This window comes from Priestia sp. KCTC 13724 (genome assembly GCF_056820425.1).
The window spans coordinates 1-16,412 of record NZ_JBXDLD010000169.1 but is presented as its reverse complement, the minus strand read 5'-3'; the positions used below and the strand labels follow the sequence as shown (position 1 = coordinate 16,412).

Sequence of the window (16,412 nt, the reverse complement as noted above, 5' to 3'; positions counted from 1 at the left end):
AATGATTCGCTCGTGGATTATATTTACGTGCTTATTTATGACGGTGGTGTCAGAAGTTCTTCTGTCACCTTTTCACCCCCAATTTTTCACAGATTTCTTTCAAGTTAATGGCTTACAGGCAACATCCTTATTTATTATTTGTTGTCGAATAGTCGTCATTATTATGACACCAATTTGGGGGTTGCTTTTAAAAAAGTGGAAGATTGAAAAAGTAAGCGTCTATGCTCTTGTTAGTATATCCATTTGTAAATGGATGTTGAGTGAAAGCAGCAGCTTTTCCATGTTTCTAGCTTTTTCACTTCTACTACTTGTATTTCAAAGTTACCTAATTATCGATCTTTATCTGTTTAAGCAAAGCAATGCGGAGACGGTTTCTTATTATAGTTGGATGCTAACGGCACAAAATGTTGGCTTGCTTTTAGCGCCGCTACTTGCGCTAATACTTGTTCAAAATGGCAAGCTACATATACCTCTTATTGGTGGTGGAATGGTATTACTGGCAGCAGTTCTATCATTTATCATGGCTCAGCAGAGGTTAAAATTCTATAAACCGGAGGAGAATAAAGGATGAAAATAACAGATACGAATTTAACGGTATTTACAAAAGAGCGCTGGAATAAAGCAAATAATCAATTGCTTGCTAAAATGTTAGAGGAGTTTATGTATGAAAATATTATTACTCCACACGAGGTGAAGGTAAACGAGGAAAGCTCGTTGTATGAATGGAAAGACCCTCGTGGAATTGTCTATCGGTTTGAAGCGAAAAAGCGCTTGTTTGATAGTTATGAAGTGTTAGTAGAAACAATTTATATAGAAGAAAATAATATGCTGATTAACTCTTCAAGAGCACTACAGCTATTAATTAGTCTGTCTGACCTTGATGAAATGTCGTTTTCAACAGCTGGACATTTAGCTAAAGAGTATATGCATACCCTTGTGGCTGATCTTCATTTACAAGAACGTCTCAGTGCTGATGAACTAGCAAATCTTGACTACGCAGAGCTTGAAGGTGAAATGACGGGACACCCTTGGATTACATATAACAAAGGAAGAATTGGTTTTAACTATAATGACTATATGAAATTTGCTCCGGAACAAAAGCAAAAAATTCAGTTATCATGGATTGCTGTGTCGAAAACTGTGAGCTCTTTCCATTCACTCACATCACTTCAGTTCCAACAAGTAATGGAACAAGAGCTAGGTGAAAAAACAGTAGAAGTATTTGAAAATCAATTGCAGGAAAAAGGTTTACAACCAGCAGACTATTATTATCTACCTGTTCATGAATGGCAGTGGAAGAACATGATTATCCCTCTATATGCACACTATTTAGCGGAAAATCTCATTGTCCCAATGGGGGAAGGAGATGATTATTATCTTCCGCAGCAGTCAATTCGCACATTTGTTAATACAACAAATCGCAATAAATATCATGTAAAGCTACCAATGAGCATTTTAAATACGCTTGTATATCGAGGTCTTCCGAGTGAACGGACGGTTATTGCACCTCAGGTAACAAAGCATATAAAAGACATTCGCGACAATGATTCATTCTTGCGAGACATATGTAAAGTGGGCTTGTTAGGAGAAGTAGCCACTTTAAATGTAGACCATCCGACATTTGCAGCAATGAAAGATGCTCCTTATCAATATTTAGAAATGCTTGGCGTCGTGTGGAGAGAAAGTATTTATCAAGAGTTAGAAGAAGGAGAGCAAGCTATTACGCTAGCAGCACTCTTGCATGTGGACTCTAAGGGTAAAGCATTGGTATCGTCTTATATAGAACAGTCTGCCTTATCTGCTTCACAGTGGGTAGAAGCATTAATGAGCGCAACTCTTCCGCCGTTATTACATTACTTATATCAATATGGAACGGTGTTCTCACCTCATGGTCAAAATACAGTTCTTGTCTTAAAAGAAGGTAAGCCAGTCCGCATTATTATGAAAGATTTTGTTGATGACGTAAATATTAGTGATCAATCATTTAAAGAATTACAAAGTTTAACGCCCGAATTAAAAGCTGTATTGCGGAGCGAGAAACCAGATGGCTTAACACAATTTATCCTAACAGGTTTATTTATTTGTCACTTTCGTTATTTAGCGAAAGTGCTTGAAAATAAAGAAGGAATAAGTGAATATCAATTCTGGAATAGTGTTAGAAGTGAAATACTTGAATATCAAAAGCAATTTCCAAAGCTTCAAGAGCGCTTTGAACTGTTTGATTTGCTTCGTCCATCTGTGACTAAGCTCGCATTAAACCGAAATCGTATGTTTGATTACGGGTACAATGACGGTGAAGATCGACCACATGCGAGTGAACATGGGGAAGTAAGGAATGCGCTTCATGAAGTTGCAGTTATAAAACAAGTCTAAATATAAAGAGGCAGAAACATAAGTGTTTTAGCTAACGAGATATCCGAATTATTAGAAGTTAACGACTTTTGATAGTTTGGGTATCTTTTTGTTCATTCCAAAAACAAGTTGAAAAAACCTAGTGGAATGAAGCGTAGGACACGTAACTCCTCCCCGAGGAAAGCGAGTGTCTGCAGTGATAGGAAACAAACTGGTTATTGTAGCCTAATACTTTAAAAAAGGCATAATTCGTCTTGGAAAAGCCATCATTTCGTTATATCCCAACCTGTTTTTATGTTTTAAATGCAAGGCATCAGGTAAAAAGAGTAATGTGTAATTCGTCTGCAGAAGCATGGTTTAAATCATTTTAGGAAAACCTCATAAATAAAGAACGCAGAGAGAAAAGGTTGGTGTTAAGTAAAGTGACAACATATATGATAGGTGTTGATATTGGAACAACAACAACAAAGTCGGTTTTATTTACTGCTGATGGAAAAGTGAAGGAGTCACATCATGTTGGGTATCCTCTTCATACGCCGGATGCCCTAACAGCTGAACAGAAGCCAGATGAGATTTTTGCAGCTGTCCTATCAACAATTAAGAAAGTAGTGGCAAAGGGAAAGGTAAATAAAGAAGATTTAAAAGTTGTATCTTTTAGCAGCGCGATGCATAGCCTTATTGCTGTTGATGAAAGTGGTGAGCCACTTACAAATTGTATAACATGGGCTGATAAGCGAGCGGCTACATATGCAGATAAGCTTTGTAATCAACGAATGGAACTATACAAGCGAACGGGTATGCCTCTTCATCCTATGTCACCTCTTGTTAAGATTAAATGGTTAAAGCATGAGCACCCAGAAATCTTTGAAAAAACAGCTAAATTTATTTCAATTAAAGAATATATATTCCATAAATTATTTGATGAGTATATAGTGGATTACTCCATTGCTTCTGCAACAGGCATGCTTAATTTAGAAACAAAACAATGGGATGAAGTCGCGTTAACAAATGCAGAAATCTCTCCTTTGCAACTATCCACGATTGTGCCAGCAACTCATGTGAGCAAAGGCATTAAAAGCGAACTTGCTCACACGCTTAAAATTAATGAAGACACGCCTTTTGTAATAGGGGCAAGCGATGGCGTATTGTCTAACTTGGGCTTAGATGCTATCGACCAAGGTGAAATTGCCATTACAATTGGCACGAGTGGAGCAGTTCGAGCGGTTACAAAAGAGCCTGTTCTAGATAAAGAGGGCCGAACATTTTGTTATGCATTTACCGACGATCTCTGGGTTGTAGGCGGCCCTATTAATAACGGTGGGATGATTTTACGATGGGCAAAAGATGAATTGGCCAAAAGCGAAGCTGCAGTTGCCGAACGCTTAGATGTTAACGTATATGATTTACTTACGAAAATGGCTGATACGATTCCCCCTGGAGCTGGAGGACTCATTTTTCATCCTTATTTATCAGGAGAGCGGGCTCCTTTATGGGATGCAGACGCGAGGGGTTCATTCACCGGACTGTCTCTTCATCATGGTAAGGAGCACATGATTCGCGCGGTTTTGGAAGGGATTATGTACAACTTATACACGGTGTTAGAGCCTCTTGAAGAATTAATTGGGTCTGCTCGTGAAATTAAAGCTTCAGGTGGATTTGCTCGCTCTGAAGTATGGAAGCAAATGATGGCTGACATTTTTAATGCAGAAGTAAGAATTCCAGAAAGTTTTGAAAGCTCTTGTCTTGGCGCAGCCGTACTAGGCCTTTATGCAATTGATGAAGTTGAATCGGTAAACGTTGTAGAGAAGATGGTTGGGAAAACTACACACCTAAAGCCAATTCCTGAAAATGTGGAAGTATATAAAAAAATTCTGCCCGTCTATCGAGATATTATGAATAGTATGAAGCCTCATTACGCGAAGCTAGCAGAGCTTCAGCATGGAGAAGAATCGAATCCTTACTCTAAAAATAAGAATGAAGCTTGATAATCGGTAGACTTTCATTATAATGATAGAATAGTCTGTACATTCAAAGAGAGAGGGAACTTTATGAAATCGCACATTGAGCAACATGTAACATCATACAAAGAAAAGTATAAAAACAGAGGTCGGTTGTTAATCAGCTGTTCAGATCAGCCTGGAATTGTGTCAGCTGTATCTACGTTTTTATTTGAACAAGGAGCAAATATCGTAGAGTCTAGTCAGCATTCAACCAATCCAGAAGGTGGAACATTTTTTATTCGTTTTGAATTTGAATGCGACCGCTTGGATGAAAAAGGATCAGCAATGGAAGAAGCTTTCCAATCAATTGCAGAATCATTTTCAATGGAAGCGAAATTTACGTACGCACATCGTTTAAAACGAACGGCGGTCTTTGTATCAAAAGAGCTACATTGTTTATTAGAACTCCTATGGGCATGGGAAAGCGGTGATTTAATGAGCGATATTGCTGTAGTCGTTAGTAATCACGAAGATGCGCGTGAAGTCGTTGAATCTTTTGGTATTCCGTTCTATCATATTCCTGCAACAAAAGAAATTCGTGCTGAAGCGGAAGCACAGCAGCTACAATTATTGAAGGACTACAACATAGATTTAATTATCTTAGCACGTTATATGCAGATTTTAACGCCGACATTTGTAGCAGAGAATCCATATCGTATCATTAATATTCATCATTCGTTCTTACCTGCTTTTATTGGTGCAAAGCCATACGAGCGAGCATACAAGCGTGGTGTTAAGTTAATTGGTGCTACCTCACACTACGTAACGGATGATCTAGACGAAGGACCCATTATTGAACAAGATATCGAACGAGTAAATCACCGAGATGATGCGGAAGAGCTGAAGAAAAAAGGACGCTTAATTGAGCGTACCGTCTTAGCAAGAGCAGTAAAGTGGCATTTAGAAGATCGAATTTTAGTTTACGGTAATCGAACAATTGTATTTAATTGATGAAAAGAGGCTGGGTCATAAGAATTTCAGCCAATGATCTATCCGAGCTATTTAAAGTTACCTACTTTTTATAGTTCGGATTTTTTTGTTGGTTCGGAAAACAATTTTGAAAACAGAGTGGAATGGAGCGTAGGACATTTGAATCCTGCGGGAAAGCGAGTGTCTGTGGCGCAACCGAACGAATGTGTTCTTACAACAACCTACATCGTTTAGAAACAGGATGATTCGTCTCCCAGAAGGAATCAGTTCGTTATGTCCCAGCTTTTTTCTATGAGAAACCCTGCACTTTCTCATAGACATGAGAAAAAATCGCCTATACAATAGAGAAAGACTTTTGAAAAAGGAAGTGTCGGAAGTGAAACAATATCTCGACTTATGTGAACATGTATTAAAACATGGAACGAAAAAAGAAGATCGGACAGGAACAGGAACAATTAGTACATTTGGCTATCAAATGCGATTTAACCTCCAAGAAGGTTTTCCTGCTTTAACCACAAAAAAACTTCATTTAAAATCAATTATTCATGAATTATTATGGTTTTTAAGCGGTGATACAAACATCAAATATTTACAAGATAACGGTGTACGTATTTGGAACGAATGGGCTGATGAAAACGGAGAGTTAGGTCCTGTCTATGGTCACCAATGGCGCTCTTGGCCAACACCAGAAGGAAGTACGATTGATCAAATCACAAATGTCATTCATCAAATTAAAAATAATCCGGATTCAAGAAGGTTGATGATAAGCGCGTGGAACGTTGCGGATGTTGATAACATGGCGCTGCCGCCATGCCATTGCTTATTCCAATTTTACGTAGCAGACGGTAAATTATCTTGTCAGCTATATCAACGATCAGCCGATATTTTTTTAGGCGTACCTTTTAATATTGCATCCTATGCGCTTCTGACAATGATGGTTGCGCAAGTGTGTGATTTAGAACCAGGTGATTTTGTTCATACGTTTGGTGATGCTCATATTTATACAAACCATCTTGAACAAGTAAATCTTCAGCTAACGCGTGAACCTCGCTCGCTACCAAAAATGAAGATTAATCCAGATGTCAAATCTATCTTTGACTTTAAATTTGAAGATTTCGAGCTTGTTGAGTATGATCCGCATCCTCACATTAAAGGGGCCGTTAGCGTATGATTTCGTTAATTGTAGCAATGGACAACAACTGCTTGATTGGAAAAGAAAACGATTTACCTTGGCATTTGCCAGCTGATTTACAGTATTTCAAACAAACCACAACGGGTCACACAATTGTAATGGGGCGAAAAACGTTTGAATCAATTGGTAAACCTCTTCCAAATCGAAACAACGTTATTTTAACAGGAAATAAAGACTATCACCATGAAGGTGTAAAAGTTATTCACTCTGTTGATGAACTAGTATCGCTTGAAGGAGAAAGTGAACTGTTTGTGATTGGTGGCGCAACAGTGTATGAGCAAACTATGCATGTGGCGACTCGTTTATACGTTACGCATATCGACGAGGTGTTTGAAGGGGATACATACTTTCCTGAAATTGATTCATCTGTTTGGAGAGAAGTATCAAGAAAGCAAGGTGTTAAGGATGAAAAAAACCCTTATGCCTACTACTTTACAGTGTACGAACGTGCATAATGAAATAACTACCCATAGCAAGTGAGTATGTTTATTGATTGGGTCAATCGCAGAGCATCGGTTCAAGCTTTAAATAATAATCATCAAGTGCAATCAAAAAGAGGCTGGGACATAAGTAATTCAGCCAATGATAAACCTGAACGATTGAGAGTTTCTCACTTTTAATCGTTCAGGTTCTTTGGTTGATTGTGAAAACAATGTTGGAAACAGGGTGGAATGGAGCGTAGGACACTCGACTCCTGCGGGAAAGAGAGGGAAAACGGAGATCCCGCAGCGCAGCGAGGAAGCTCAGGTTCCTCCCCGCGGAAAGCGAGTGGCCGTAGCGCAATGGAACGAACGTGTTGAGACAAACCAAAAAGATTGGAACAGCTATTGTTCGTCTCTTAGAAGCAATCTTTTGTTATGTCCCAAACTCTTTTTTTGTTCAATAAATTCCTGTAAATGATGAACTAACTGTCTGAATTCTTCTGGGTTTACAAATTGTTGTTCATTCCAATGTTGTTGGACCCACTGTGTAAGCTCAGAAGCTGAGTTAAATACTTCTCCACTTGTATCCGCATTCCTCAGCATGTATCGTCCGTTATCATCATCAATAGTTACTTCACAAGGAATGGCACTATCAATGCTTTGTAACGTATACTCCATGTTAATCACCAGCTTTCTATCTTTCTTTTTTACTGTTTACTATACTGGTGAAAAGATGCTAATTAAAAAAAATCAAAAGATTAACTAAAAATAATGATTTTTCTAAATTTTATGTGATATAATGTACAAATTAAAAAAAGGTAGGAAGAGGAAGGAAGTTGGTTATGAAACAACAAGTAGATAATCGAACAAAACATGTACAGTTAGAGGACATCATGATTGCGAATCAAATGATTAAAGATGTTGTTGTACATACACCACTACAGCGCAACGAGGTGCTTTCTGAGCGTTATGAATGTAATGTGTACTTGAAGCGTGAAGATCTGCAAGTCGTTCGTTCATTTAAAATTCGAGGAGCGTATAATCGAATTAAGCAATTGACAAAGCAGGAATTAGAGCATGGAATTGCGTGTGCAAGCGCCGGTAATCACGCACAGGGAGTGGCTTACGCTTGTCGCCATTTGAACATTGACGGGAAAATTTTCATGCCTAGCACTACTCCTCGACAGAAGGTCAACCAAGTTAAATTTTTAGGGAGAGACAATGTAAAGATTGTTTTAACAGGTGATACGTTCGATGATTCGTATGAAACAGCTATTCAGTGCAGTGAAGAAGAAAAAAGAACGTTTATTCACCCTTTTAACGACGTTGATGTAATTGCGGGACAAGGAACGGTTGCTGTTGAAATGTTTAACGATTGTGAAGACGAAATTGACTATGTGTTTGGAAGTATTGGGGGAGGCGGTCTAATTTCAGGTGTAGGGACTTATGTGAAAAGCATTTCTCCTAAAACAGCAGTCATTGGCGTAGAGCCAGCCGGCGCAGCTGGAATGCAAACGTCTTTTGATAGAGGAGAAGTCGTAACCCTTGAGGCCATTGACCCGTTTGTAGATGGAGCAGCCGTAAAGACCGTTGGTAGCGTATCCTACGAAATCAGCCGAGAAGTGGTTGATGATATCGTTATTGTTTCTGAAGGGAAAGTCTGTACAACCATTTTATCTCTGTATAATGAAAATGCGATTATTGCAGAGCCAGCCGGTGCGCTTTCTATTGCCGCTTTAGACTCTTATCGCGAACAAATTAAAGGTAAAACAGTGGTGTGCGTTATCAGTGGAGGGAATAATGATATTGGTCGCATGCAAGAAATTAAAGAACGTTCCATGATGTATGAAGGTTTGCAGCATTATTTTATTGTGAACTTCCCTCAGAGAGCAGGAGCACTACGAGAATTTTTAGACGAAGTGCTTGGACCAAATGATGACATTTCACGCTTTGAATATACGAAAAAAAATAACAAAGATAGCGGCCCAGCATTGGTTGGCATCGAATTAAAACATAAAGAAGATTATTATCCATTAATTAGTCGAATGGATAAAAAAGGATTTCCTTATACGGAAATTAATAAAGAAAGCAGCTTGTTCCATTTATTCATTTAAGATTGATGCAATAACCTGTAATAAAATAACAGCATTACAAAGGAATGTCTCATTGTACGTCGAATAAGATGTCTATGAGACATTTTTTCTAAAAATAAAGTAAAAATGGAAAGACAAGTAATTAGTTTACCATGTATAATAAAAGAAACGGGTAAAAAGAGGGTTGATCGCCTTGCTATTGAAAAGCCTTGAATTTAAACATGAGAATGGTCAAAAAGTAAAAATTATTGATATTCCAGTATTGGAGGAAGATAGCACATTTCGGTTTATGATCTCTGTAAAGTTAAATATCTTAATAACAGACATTATGAAGAAATCAATGCCGAAAAAAACCTACTCGTTTCAAGAATATTTAAAACGCGTGTTGAAATGGAAAGATTATGAACAGCTATTTAAGTCTGACGCATTAAAACATAATGCTTAAAGAGAAAAAGTTGACTATTCTGAATTTTTCGGCGTAGTCAACTTTTTTATGTTTTACGTGAAATAGTTGTATTGTATTATACTAGCTTGATAATAAGTACTTTAGAATATTACTGTAATCAAGTTTAGAACAATGCTATAATGAGCGCAAAGGATTTTGTAGGGGTGAACTCATGATGAAAATTAAAGTGGTAACGGATTCAACGATAGATTTAACCGTAGAGCAAGCAGCTCAATATGGTATTGAGATTGTCCCGTTATCGATTAATATTGATAATGAAACATATTTAGATCGAGTTGAAATAACGCCAAGTGATTTTATTGAAAAGATGAAAAGGTCTGATGTATTACCAAAGAGCTCCCAGCCAGCGGTTGGAGCCTTTGTTGAAGTATACGAGCGCCTAGTGAATGAAGGGTACGATGTTTTATCAATTCATATGACAGGTGGTATGAGTGGTACAGTACGTTCTGCAGAAAGTGCTGCTAAGATGGTAGATGGGAATATTACCGTAGTGGATTCTATGTATATCTCAAAAGCTCTCTCCTTTCAGGTGTTTGAAGCTCTTGATATGATTCAACAAGGGTGTGAAATGAATGAAATTGTCCAACGTTTGGATGAAATTCGCCGTAATACGACGCTGTTTGTTGTAGTTGATACGTTAGAAAACTTAATAAAAGGTGGACGAATTGGTCGAGGTAAAGCGCTAATTGGTTCTCTACTAAATATTAAGCCTATTGCTTCACTTGCTGATGGTGTGTATACGCCTGTTGCAAAAGTTAGAAGTCATTCTCAAATCGTGAAATTTTTGACAAAGCAAATCATGGAGGAAACGGCAGGTAAGCAAATTAAAGGAATCGGATTGGTGCATGCGGAAGGATTTGAACTAGCTCAAAAGCTAAGAGAATCGATAATTGCTGCCTGTGGCTATGAAGATTTTACAATTGAAGAAACAACACCTGTTATTTCTACTCATACAGGAGTTGGTGCGATTGGATTTATGTACTTTGCTGAATAAACTGAAAGTGATCTGTCTGGTGAGCAGGTCACTTTTTTGTTGGAAAAATCATATAGACTTCAACGTTAATAGTGGTGAAAAGATGTTATAATAGTGAGAAAGTAACCATCGTATGTTTAGCAAAAATTTCTATATGGAGTGCAAACATGAGAAATTATATTCGAAACTTAAGCGTGTTTAACAAAACTGTTTTGTTCTCCATGTTAATTGTTATTATTGTTGGAGTTGGGACAGCTTCGGTTAGCTACTATCTCCAAAACGTAACGACCAAGCAGCTACTCACTCAGAATGCACTAACGACAACAAAGCTTTGGAAAGAGACGTTATCTCCTAATGAGATTACGCAATTTGTTAAGGCAGAAAATTTACCTAGCTCTTTAGCTCGAACAGGGATAGAGAAACAGTTTGAGCGTATTTATAAAGCAAGTCCAGAATATTTACAAGGTCATCTATTTACAGTAGAACCTTATGAAAATCATGGATTTAAAATAGTTGTTACTGCTAATCAAAAGGTGCGTCAACAGCTTACACCTTCCATGATTTATTATGGCGAAAAAGAGTTTTATACCCATTTTATGAAAGCGAAAACAGAAAAAACGGAAGCGGTAACAGATACATATACGGATCAGTTTGGCACGTGGATTACTGCCTTTTCTCCCATTTTAAATGAAAAAGGCGAAGTCATTGCTATGCTTGTAATTGATGTTGATGCTAGCGTAATGACAACCTATCAGCAGCGCTTGTTTTCGTTACTATTTATTGCTCTTGTTTTTCTATTTACGATTATTATTTTTATTCAAGATTGGGGTCTACGCGTGGTTATGGCTCCTCTTAAAGAACTAGTAGAAGGTATTAAATCGGTTAGTCATGGTAACTTTCAAGTTAAATTGCAGCAGAAAGATGCTTCAGAAATCGGTCAAATCAGCCAGCAGTTTAATGTAATGACCCAAAGGTTACAGCATTTGTTTCAGCAGGTTGCTGCTACAAAAGAGCAGTTAGCAGTAAAACAACCGAGTTTGGAGTCTAGTGGAGACTTGGAAAAAGCTTTGGATGAGCTTGAAATTATTATGGAACGAACGAAACTTCAAAAGGAGCTTCAGCGTGCAGAAAAGATGAATGCAATTGGTCAGCTAGCTGCATCTGTCGCACATGAAATTCGAAACCCGATGACCGTGGTAAAAGGTTTTTTACAGCTGTTTCAAGATAACCAAAAGCTAACAAAAGCAGAGATAGGTTATATTCATTTAATGATTAGCGAAATGGATCGAGCCGAGGTTATTATTAATGATTATTTATCCTTAGCACGTCCAGGGGTAAAAGAAGTAGATATCATTGACTGCATCCTAAGCGTAACAAGTTTAGTAGATTTATTATCTTCATATGCACTGTTAACAAGCAATATTGAAATTGAAATTCAAACGAATCAGTTAGCATACGTTCGAGGCAATAAGAATGAATTTAACCAAGTGCTTCTCAACATTATGAAAAATGGTATTGAAGCTATGCAAGATGGTGGAAAGCTTTCTGTGTCTATTAATGTAAAAGATAATCAAGTTCATATTGCAATTAAAGATACTGGTGAAGGAATGACCCAACAAGAGTTAGAGAGACTAGGAACAGCTTTTTACTCATTAAAAGAAAAAGGGACAGGGATTGGGTTAATGGTATCATACCAAATTGTAGAAGAAATGAGAGGCAAGATTACTGTTGAAAGTGAGAAAGGAAAAGGATCTACGTTTATTGTTTCAATACCAGCATATAAAACGTAAACCATTGTATCGGAGGGGGAAATATTGAAAAACAACAATCAAAAGCTTATGCTGCTGTGTTTGGTTTTAGTTATCGTTTTAGCAGCTTGTGGATCACAAATTAAAGACCCTTTAAACTGGAAGCTCAATTCTTTTATTTATACAAATCAGGAGAATAAAGAAGTTAACCTAGATGATCTTAAGGGGAAGGTCTGGGTCTCTAACTTTATTTTTACCAACTGTGAAACGGTTTGTCCACCAATGACTGCTCATATGGCTAAGCTTCAGAAAATGGTGAAAGAAGAGGGACTCGATGCCAACTTTATTTCTTTTAGCGTAGATCCTGAAAACGATTCACCCGATAAACTGAAGGAGTTTGCCGCAAAATTTAATGCGGACCTTTCGAATTGGCACTTTCTAACGGGTTATACACAACAAGAAATCGAAAAATTTGCGTTGGACCAATTTAAAGCTGTTGTTAAAAAGCCAGAAAATGATCCGCAAGTTATCCATGCTACAACTTTTTATTTAATCGACAAAGAAGGTACCGTTATGAAGTCTTATAGTGGTGTGGGAGATACTCCGTATGACGAAATTATTAAAGATATGAAAACGTTAAGTAAGTAAAAAGAAGGTATCTATGAGTTAAAAGTTGTATTTTAATTCATGGTTACCTTTTTTTAGAATAAACATTCTTATCCATTTTTCTACATATACTATAAGCATGGGAAAGACCTTCCTTGACAATGTATGTTACTATATAAAGATATATAAATGCGCTATAGTAAATCTAGTCAAGTAAGGCGACAATTAGAATACAGCATAGTAAGTAGGTGTTGTGATGAAAAAATGGAGAAAAATAATCGTGGCAAGCGTGTGCTCTGTCACTTTAGCTAGCTGTTCTCAGCCTACCTTTCTTGTCAATCAAGAAGACGTTGTAGATCAAAAAGAAGTGCAGCTTACAGAAAAGGAACAAATACCAAAGGGCTTTTTCCCTGTAGAATTAGAAGCTGTTGCGATAGGTGATTCGTTAACGGAAGGTATAGGAGATGAATCCAAAAAAGGTGGATACGTACCTTTTATTGAACAGTATATTGCCAAGAAAAACGAAGTGGAAAATGTAACAATTTCTAACCTGGGTAAAAAAGGAAACCGTACGGACCAGCTGTTGGCAAGATTAAAGGATCCATCAATTGCGAGCAAAGTTTCAAGAGCAGATATGATTTATGTTACAATTGGCGGTAACGACGTAATGAAAGTTGTGAGAGACTATTTTTACGATATTTCAATTAAAACATTTGAAACAGAAAAATCAAAATATGAAAAACGTTTAAATGAGGTTTTTCAACGAATTCGAAAGCTAAATCCAAATGCACATATTTACTTAATAGGATTTTATAATCCATTTTTTAAAACGCTAAGCGATATGAAAGAGATTAATGTTGTAATTGATGAATGGAACCAAGCAAGTCAACAAGTAGCAATGAATTATGAAAACGTAACATATGTTAAAATTGATGATGTCTTTTACGATTCTTCTGACAATCTTTTAGGAAAAGATGAGTTTCATCCTAATAAAAAAGGGTATGAATTAATGGCGGAACGTATTAGCGATGCAATGGAAGAAGAAGATCCTTTATTGGGACAAAACAAAGAGAAAGCACGGGAAGAAGAACTGAACGGAAACGAGTAAGGAGCTTATGAAATGAAGAAGTGGAAATGGTTATTTATTGGATTATTAAGCGTTAACCTTCTCTTAGCGGTTATAATCATTGGTCTTATTTTTCAACCGGCTGATGAAGTAACACCGCTGAAGTCTGGTGAAATAGAGGGAGATGCTGAACTAACGATTTTAGCTAAAAAAGAAGATTTAAATATACTTATTGATAAATACTTAAAAAGAGAGCTTAATAATCAGCCTCTTAATTACGATATCACGCTAACAGATGTTGTGCAGCTAGACGGAACCATCGAGGTTTTTGGGGACGATATTGATATTCGAATGACCTTTACTCCTGAAGTGCAAGATAATGGAGATATTGTTCTTGAACAAGAAACACTATCGATTGGAAAAATCCAGCTCCCGGTAAAAACAGTACTTCGCTATGTTAATAATAATTTTAACCTTCCTGAATGGGTGACAATTGATCCGAAGAGCGAGTCTGTATATGTGGCTCTTCAAGAGATGGAGCTTCAAACAGATTTTAATGTGAAAGTTGAGAAGTTTGACTTAGAAAATGATGATATACGAGTCAAGTTAATTTCAAAGAAAGAATAGCAAAAAAGCTCTCAGTAATAGTTTATTACTGAGAGCTTTTTTGTGTTAGCGATCTTGTGAAATTAAGGCTTCTAATGCAGGATTTCCTTGTGCGTAGCCGACAGCATAAACGGTATAAGCTCGGTTTGGACGCAGGCTGAGAGGTGGGATAGATAAAACAACATCATCTGTTCCTGCTATGCGTACATCAAGCTGTACAAACATTGGAGATAATCCTAGATATTTAGTAATTTCTTTAAACGTAACGTCAGAAAAGATCACGTCTCCACCCCGAGCAGCAATATCAACTGCTGGTGCATCAGGAGACAAATGAATAAACCTCATTTTTGTTTCGCCATCTGGAACTTTACTATCATCATAAATAAAAAGTAATTCTAGCTCATTTAAATTATTTACGGCAGCAACCGTATATTTTTGGTTCCCTTCAAACGTAAACGACTTTGTGAGTAAAGGTTTTTCGGTTTGGCCAGCAGGATAAATTGAGATTGTGTAGCGACCCGGGTCCCCTAACGGTAAATAATCAGTTTCTTGTTTGTAAGTGAGATTCCTAATAATACGTCGGCCATTTAAATAAATATCGACGGACGGTGCATCGGGAGAAGCGTGGAAAATTCTAGCCATTGGTTTAGCTATTCGTGACCCTTGTGCATTTTTACCTGCTAAAATTGCTTGCTGCACATAATATAAATGCTTTTCGTAATAAGCAATGTGACGGGAAGGATCGCTATATTTATAGTAGTTTGATAAAAAATCATATTTCATTGCTTTTTTAATGTATTGGTCAAATGAATAATTAGCCATGCGTTCAGCTCCTCTGTTATACGGAGTAGGAAAAAGATGTCTATACGTAACCAAACATATGCTAAAACTCATAAATTATGCTGTGAAACAATTGACCAACTTTCATCTTGCTTTTAATTGAATAGAATGAAGCATAACCGTTAATGAATAATGGTTATAGGTAAAAGAGGTGAAGAGGATGAAGTTGTTTTATGAGAAGATGCTCAAAATCATGCTCATTGGATTTGGGTTCATTCTTCTATTACTGCATTTCATTGTCTTATCATTTTAGTTACTAATTTACGAAAAGGGGTGACTGCATTATGAAAGGAAGCGTGTGGTTCACCGTCTTTCGGTATGTACTTGTGTGTTATGCTGTTGTTTTCACCCTCATTGTCGCGAGTTTACTGCCGGCTCTCTTTGGATTTACTGTAACCTTACAGCAAGAAAATGGACCAGGAATTCCTAGTGGATCAGTGGTTGTGTTTCAGTCATCACAAGATATAGATACCGAAGGAGTTGTACTAGTTAATCAACAAGATTCATTAATAGTAATGAAAGCGAATAACCACTTGCCCGATGAAAGCATAATGGGAGTGTATTCTTATCATCTTCCATATGTAGGCTTCCTACTTACAATCATGAAGCAGCACTGGGCCGTTTTTTTATTTGTAACACTTTTTTGTTTTATTCTTCTTGGAACAAAGAGCTTACAGACGAAAAAAGGAGAGTGAAAATGGGTATTCGCACATACACATCGCATTTTCAAAACATAAAGTAACAATGTGCTAAACGAATATCACGAATGAGGAGAGATTGCTATGTATAATTATGGTTGTTATGATCAATGTCAATATCCGGTTGGGGGGTATCACCACCACTGTGGGTCAGGAAATTCATTTGCATTAATTCTTGTGCTGTTTATTTTATTGGTTATTATTGGATGCAGCTGCATCTGCTAGTTTATTTAAAGAGCTCTTTTCATACTTCGGGGTGAAAAGAGCTCTGTTTATGTAGAGAGTAAGACAATATTTTTGTTTGAAAAAATAAAAATATTTTGCCAAATGTTCTTTTTTCATATTATACTATAATTGAATGAATTTCATAATCTGAACCCTATGTCTCGCAAGACTTTATAGACATCAAAAAAGGAGTAC

The 16,412-nt window shown here is 37.1% G+C and carries 17 protein-coding genes; 16 read left to right on the top strand and 1 reads right to left on the bottom strand.

Features of this window, described 5'->3' with window-relative positions; genetic code table 11:
- The first annotated feature begins 1 nt into the window (after window position 1).
- From AC1UFB_RS18860 to AC1UFB_RS18795, 14 genes are all read left to right on the top strand, one after another.
- A complete protein-coding gene (locus tag AC1UFB_RS18860) occupies window positions 2-571 on the top strand; it encodes an MFS transporter (RefSeq protein WP_100347024.1) in 570 nt (189 codons plus the stop codon).
- On the top strand, window positions 568-2,373 hold the full coding sequence (locus AC1UFB_RS18855) for an IucA/IucC family protein (protein WP_025908302.1): 1,806 nt from the start codon (window positions 568-570) through the stop codon (window positions 2,371-2,373). Before AC1UFB_RS18860 ends, AC1UFB_RS18855 begins: the two co-directional genes overlap by 4 nt.
- A 386-nt stretch (window positions 2,374-2,759) precedes the next feature.
- Window positions 2,760-4,337, top strand: a complete 1,578-nt coding sequence (gene gntK, locus AC1UFB_RS18850; RefSeq protein WP_198511869.1) for a gluconokinase — start codon at window positions 2,760-2,762, stop codon at window positions 4,335-4,337.
- A 63-nt stretch (window positions 4,338-4,400) separates the two neighbouring features.
- Complete coding sequence (purU, locus tag AC1UFB_RS18845) at window positions 4,401-5,303, top strand: formyltetrahydrofolate deformylase (RefSeq protein ID WP_025908304.1); 903 nt, start codon at window positions 4,401-4,403, stop codon at window positions 5,301-5,303.
- A 355-nt stretch (window positions 5,304-5,658) separates the two neighbouring features.
- Window positions 5,659-6,453, top strand: coding sequence for a thymidylate synthase (locus tag AC1UFB_RS18840; protein ID WP_025908305.1), 795 nt, complete (start codon window positions 5,659-5,661; stop codon window positions 6,451-6,453).
- Entirely contained in the window at window positions 6,450-6,929 is a 480-nt protein-coding gene (locus AC1UFB_RS18835) for a dihydrofolate reductase (RefSeq protein WP_482589727.1), read from the top strand. The genes AC1UFB_RS18840 and AC1UFB_RS18835 overlap by 4 nt, the downstream gene beginning before the upstream one ends.
- A 211-nt stretch (window positions 6,930-7,140) precedes the next feature.
- Window positions 7,141-7,374, top strand: a complete 234-nt coding sequence (locus AC1UFB_RS18830; protein ID WP_482589726.1) for a hypothetical protein — start codon at window positions 7,141-7,143, stop codon at window positions 7,372-7,374.
- Between the two features lie 364 nt (window positions 7,375-7,738).
- Window positions 7,739-9,010, top strand: coding sequence for a threonine ammonia-lyase IlvA (ilvA, locus tag AC1UFB_RS18825; RefSeq protein ID WP_100347027.1), 1,272 nt, complete (start codon window positions 7,739-7,741; stop codon window positions 9,008-9,010).
- A gap of 172 nt (window positions 9,011-9,182) precedes the next feature.
- The gene (locus AC1UFB_RS18820; RefSeq protein ID WP_100347028.1) at window positions 9,183-9,434 is read left to right on the top strand and encodes a DUF2535 family protein; all 252 of its coding nucleotides are present in this window, start codon (window positions 9,183-9,185) and stop codon (window positions 9,432-9,434) included.
- A 172-nt stretch (window positions 9,435-9,606) separates the two neighbouring features.
- Entirely contained in the window at window positions 9,607-10,449 is an 843-nt protein-coding gene (locus tag AC1UFB_RS18815; RefSeq protein WP_482589724.1) for a DegV family protein, read from the top strand.
- Between the two features lie 146 nt (window positions 10,450-10,595).
- A complete protein-coding gene (locus AC1UFB_RS18810; protein WP_100347029.1) occupies window positions 10,596-12,218 on the top strand; it encodes an ATP-binding protein in 1,623 nt (540 codons plus the stop codon).
- 48 nt (window positions 12,219-12,266) lie between these two features.
- Complete coding sequence (locus AC1UFB_RS18805) at window positions 12,267-12,824, top strand: SCO family protein (protein WP_100348167.1); 558 nt, start codon at window positions 12,267-12,269, stop codon at window positions 12,822-12,824.
- Window positions 12,825-13,038: 214 nt separating this feature from the next.
- Window positions 13,039-13,890 carry a GDSL-type esterase/lipase family protein gene (locus tag AC1UFB_RS18800; RefSeq protein ID WP_328101860.1) on the top strand — a complete coding sequence of 284 codons (852 nt, stop codon included), beginning with the start codon at window positions 13,039-13,041 and terminating at the stop codon, window positions 13,888-13,890.
- Window positions 13,891-13,902: 12 nt separating this feature from the next.
- A complete protein-coding gene (locus AC1UFB_RS18795) occupies window positions 13,903-14,475 on the top strand; it encodes a YpmS family protein (protein WP_025908497.1) in 573 nt (190 codons plus the stop codon).
- 45 nt (window positions 14,476-14,520) lie between these two features.
- Here AC1UFB_RS18795 and AC1UFB_RS18790 read toward each other — a convergent pair whose 3' ends face one another.
- Window positions 14,521-15,276 (bottom strand): DUF4397 domain-containing protein, encoded by a 756-nt coding sequence (locus AC1UFB_RS18790; protein WP_328101861.1) that lies wholly within the window; start codon window positions 15,274-15,276, stop codon window positions 14,521-14,523.
- A gap of 302 nt (window positions 15,277-15,578) precedes the next feature.
- On the opposite strand from AC1UFB_RS18790, the gene AC1UFB_RS18785 reads away from it, so the two are divergent.
- Window positions 15,579-15,989: a hypothetical protein gene (locus AC1UFB_RS18785; RefSeq protein ID WP_025908495.1), complete on the top strand. Its 411-nt coding sequence runs from the start codon at window positions 15,579-15,581 to the stop codon at window positions 15,987-15,989.
- Between the two features lie 87 nt (window positions 15,990-16,076).
- Window positions 16,077-16,217, top strand: coding sequence for a YjcZ family sporulation protein (locus AC1UFB_RS18780; RefSeq protein ID WP_076512731.1), 141 nt, complete (start codon window positions 16,077-16,079; stop codon window positions 16,215-16,217).
- Window positions 16,218-16,412: the final 195 nt, after the last annotated feature.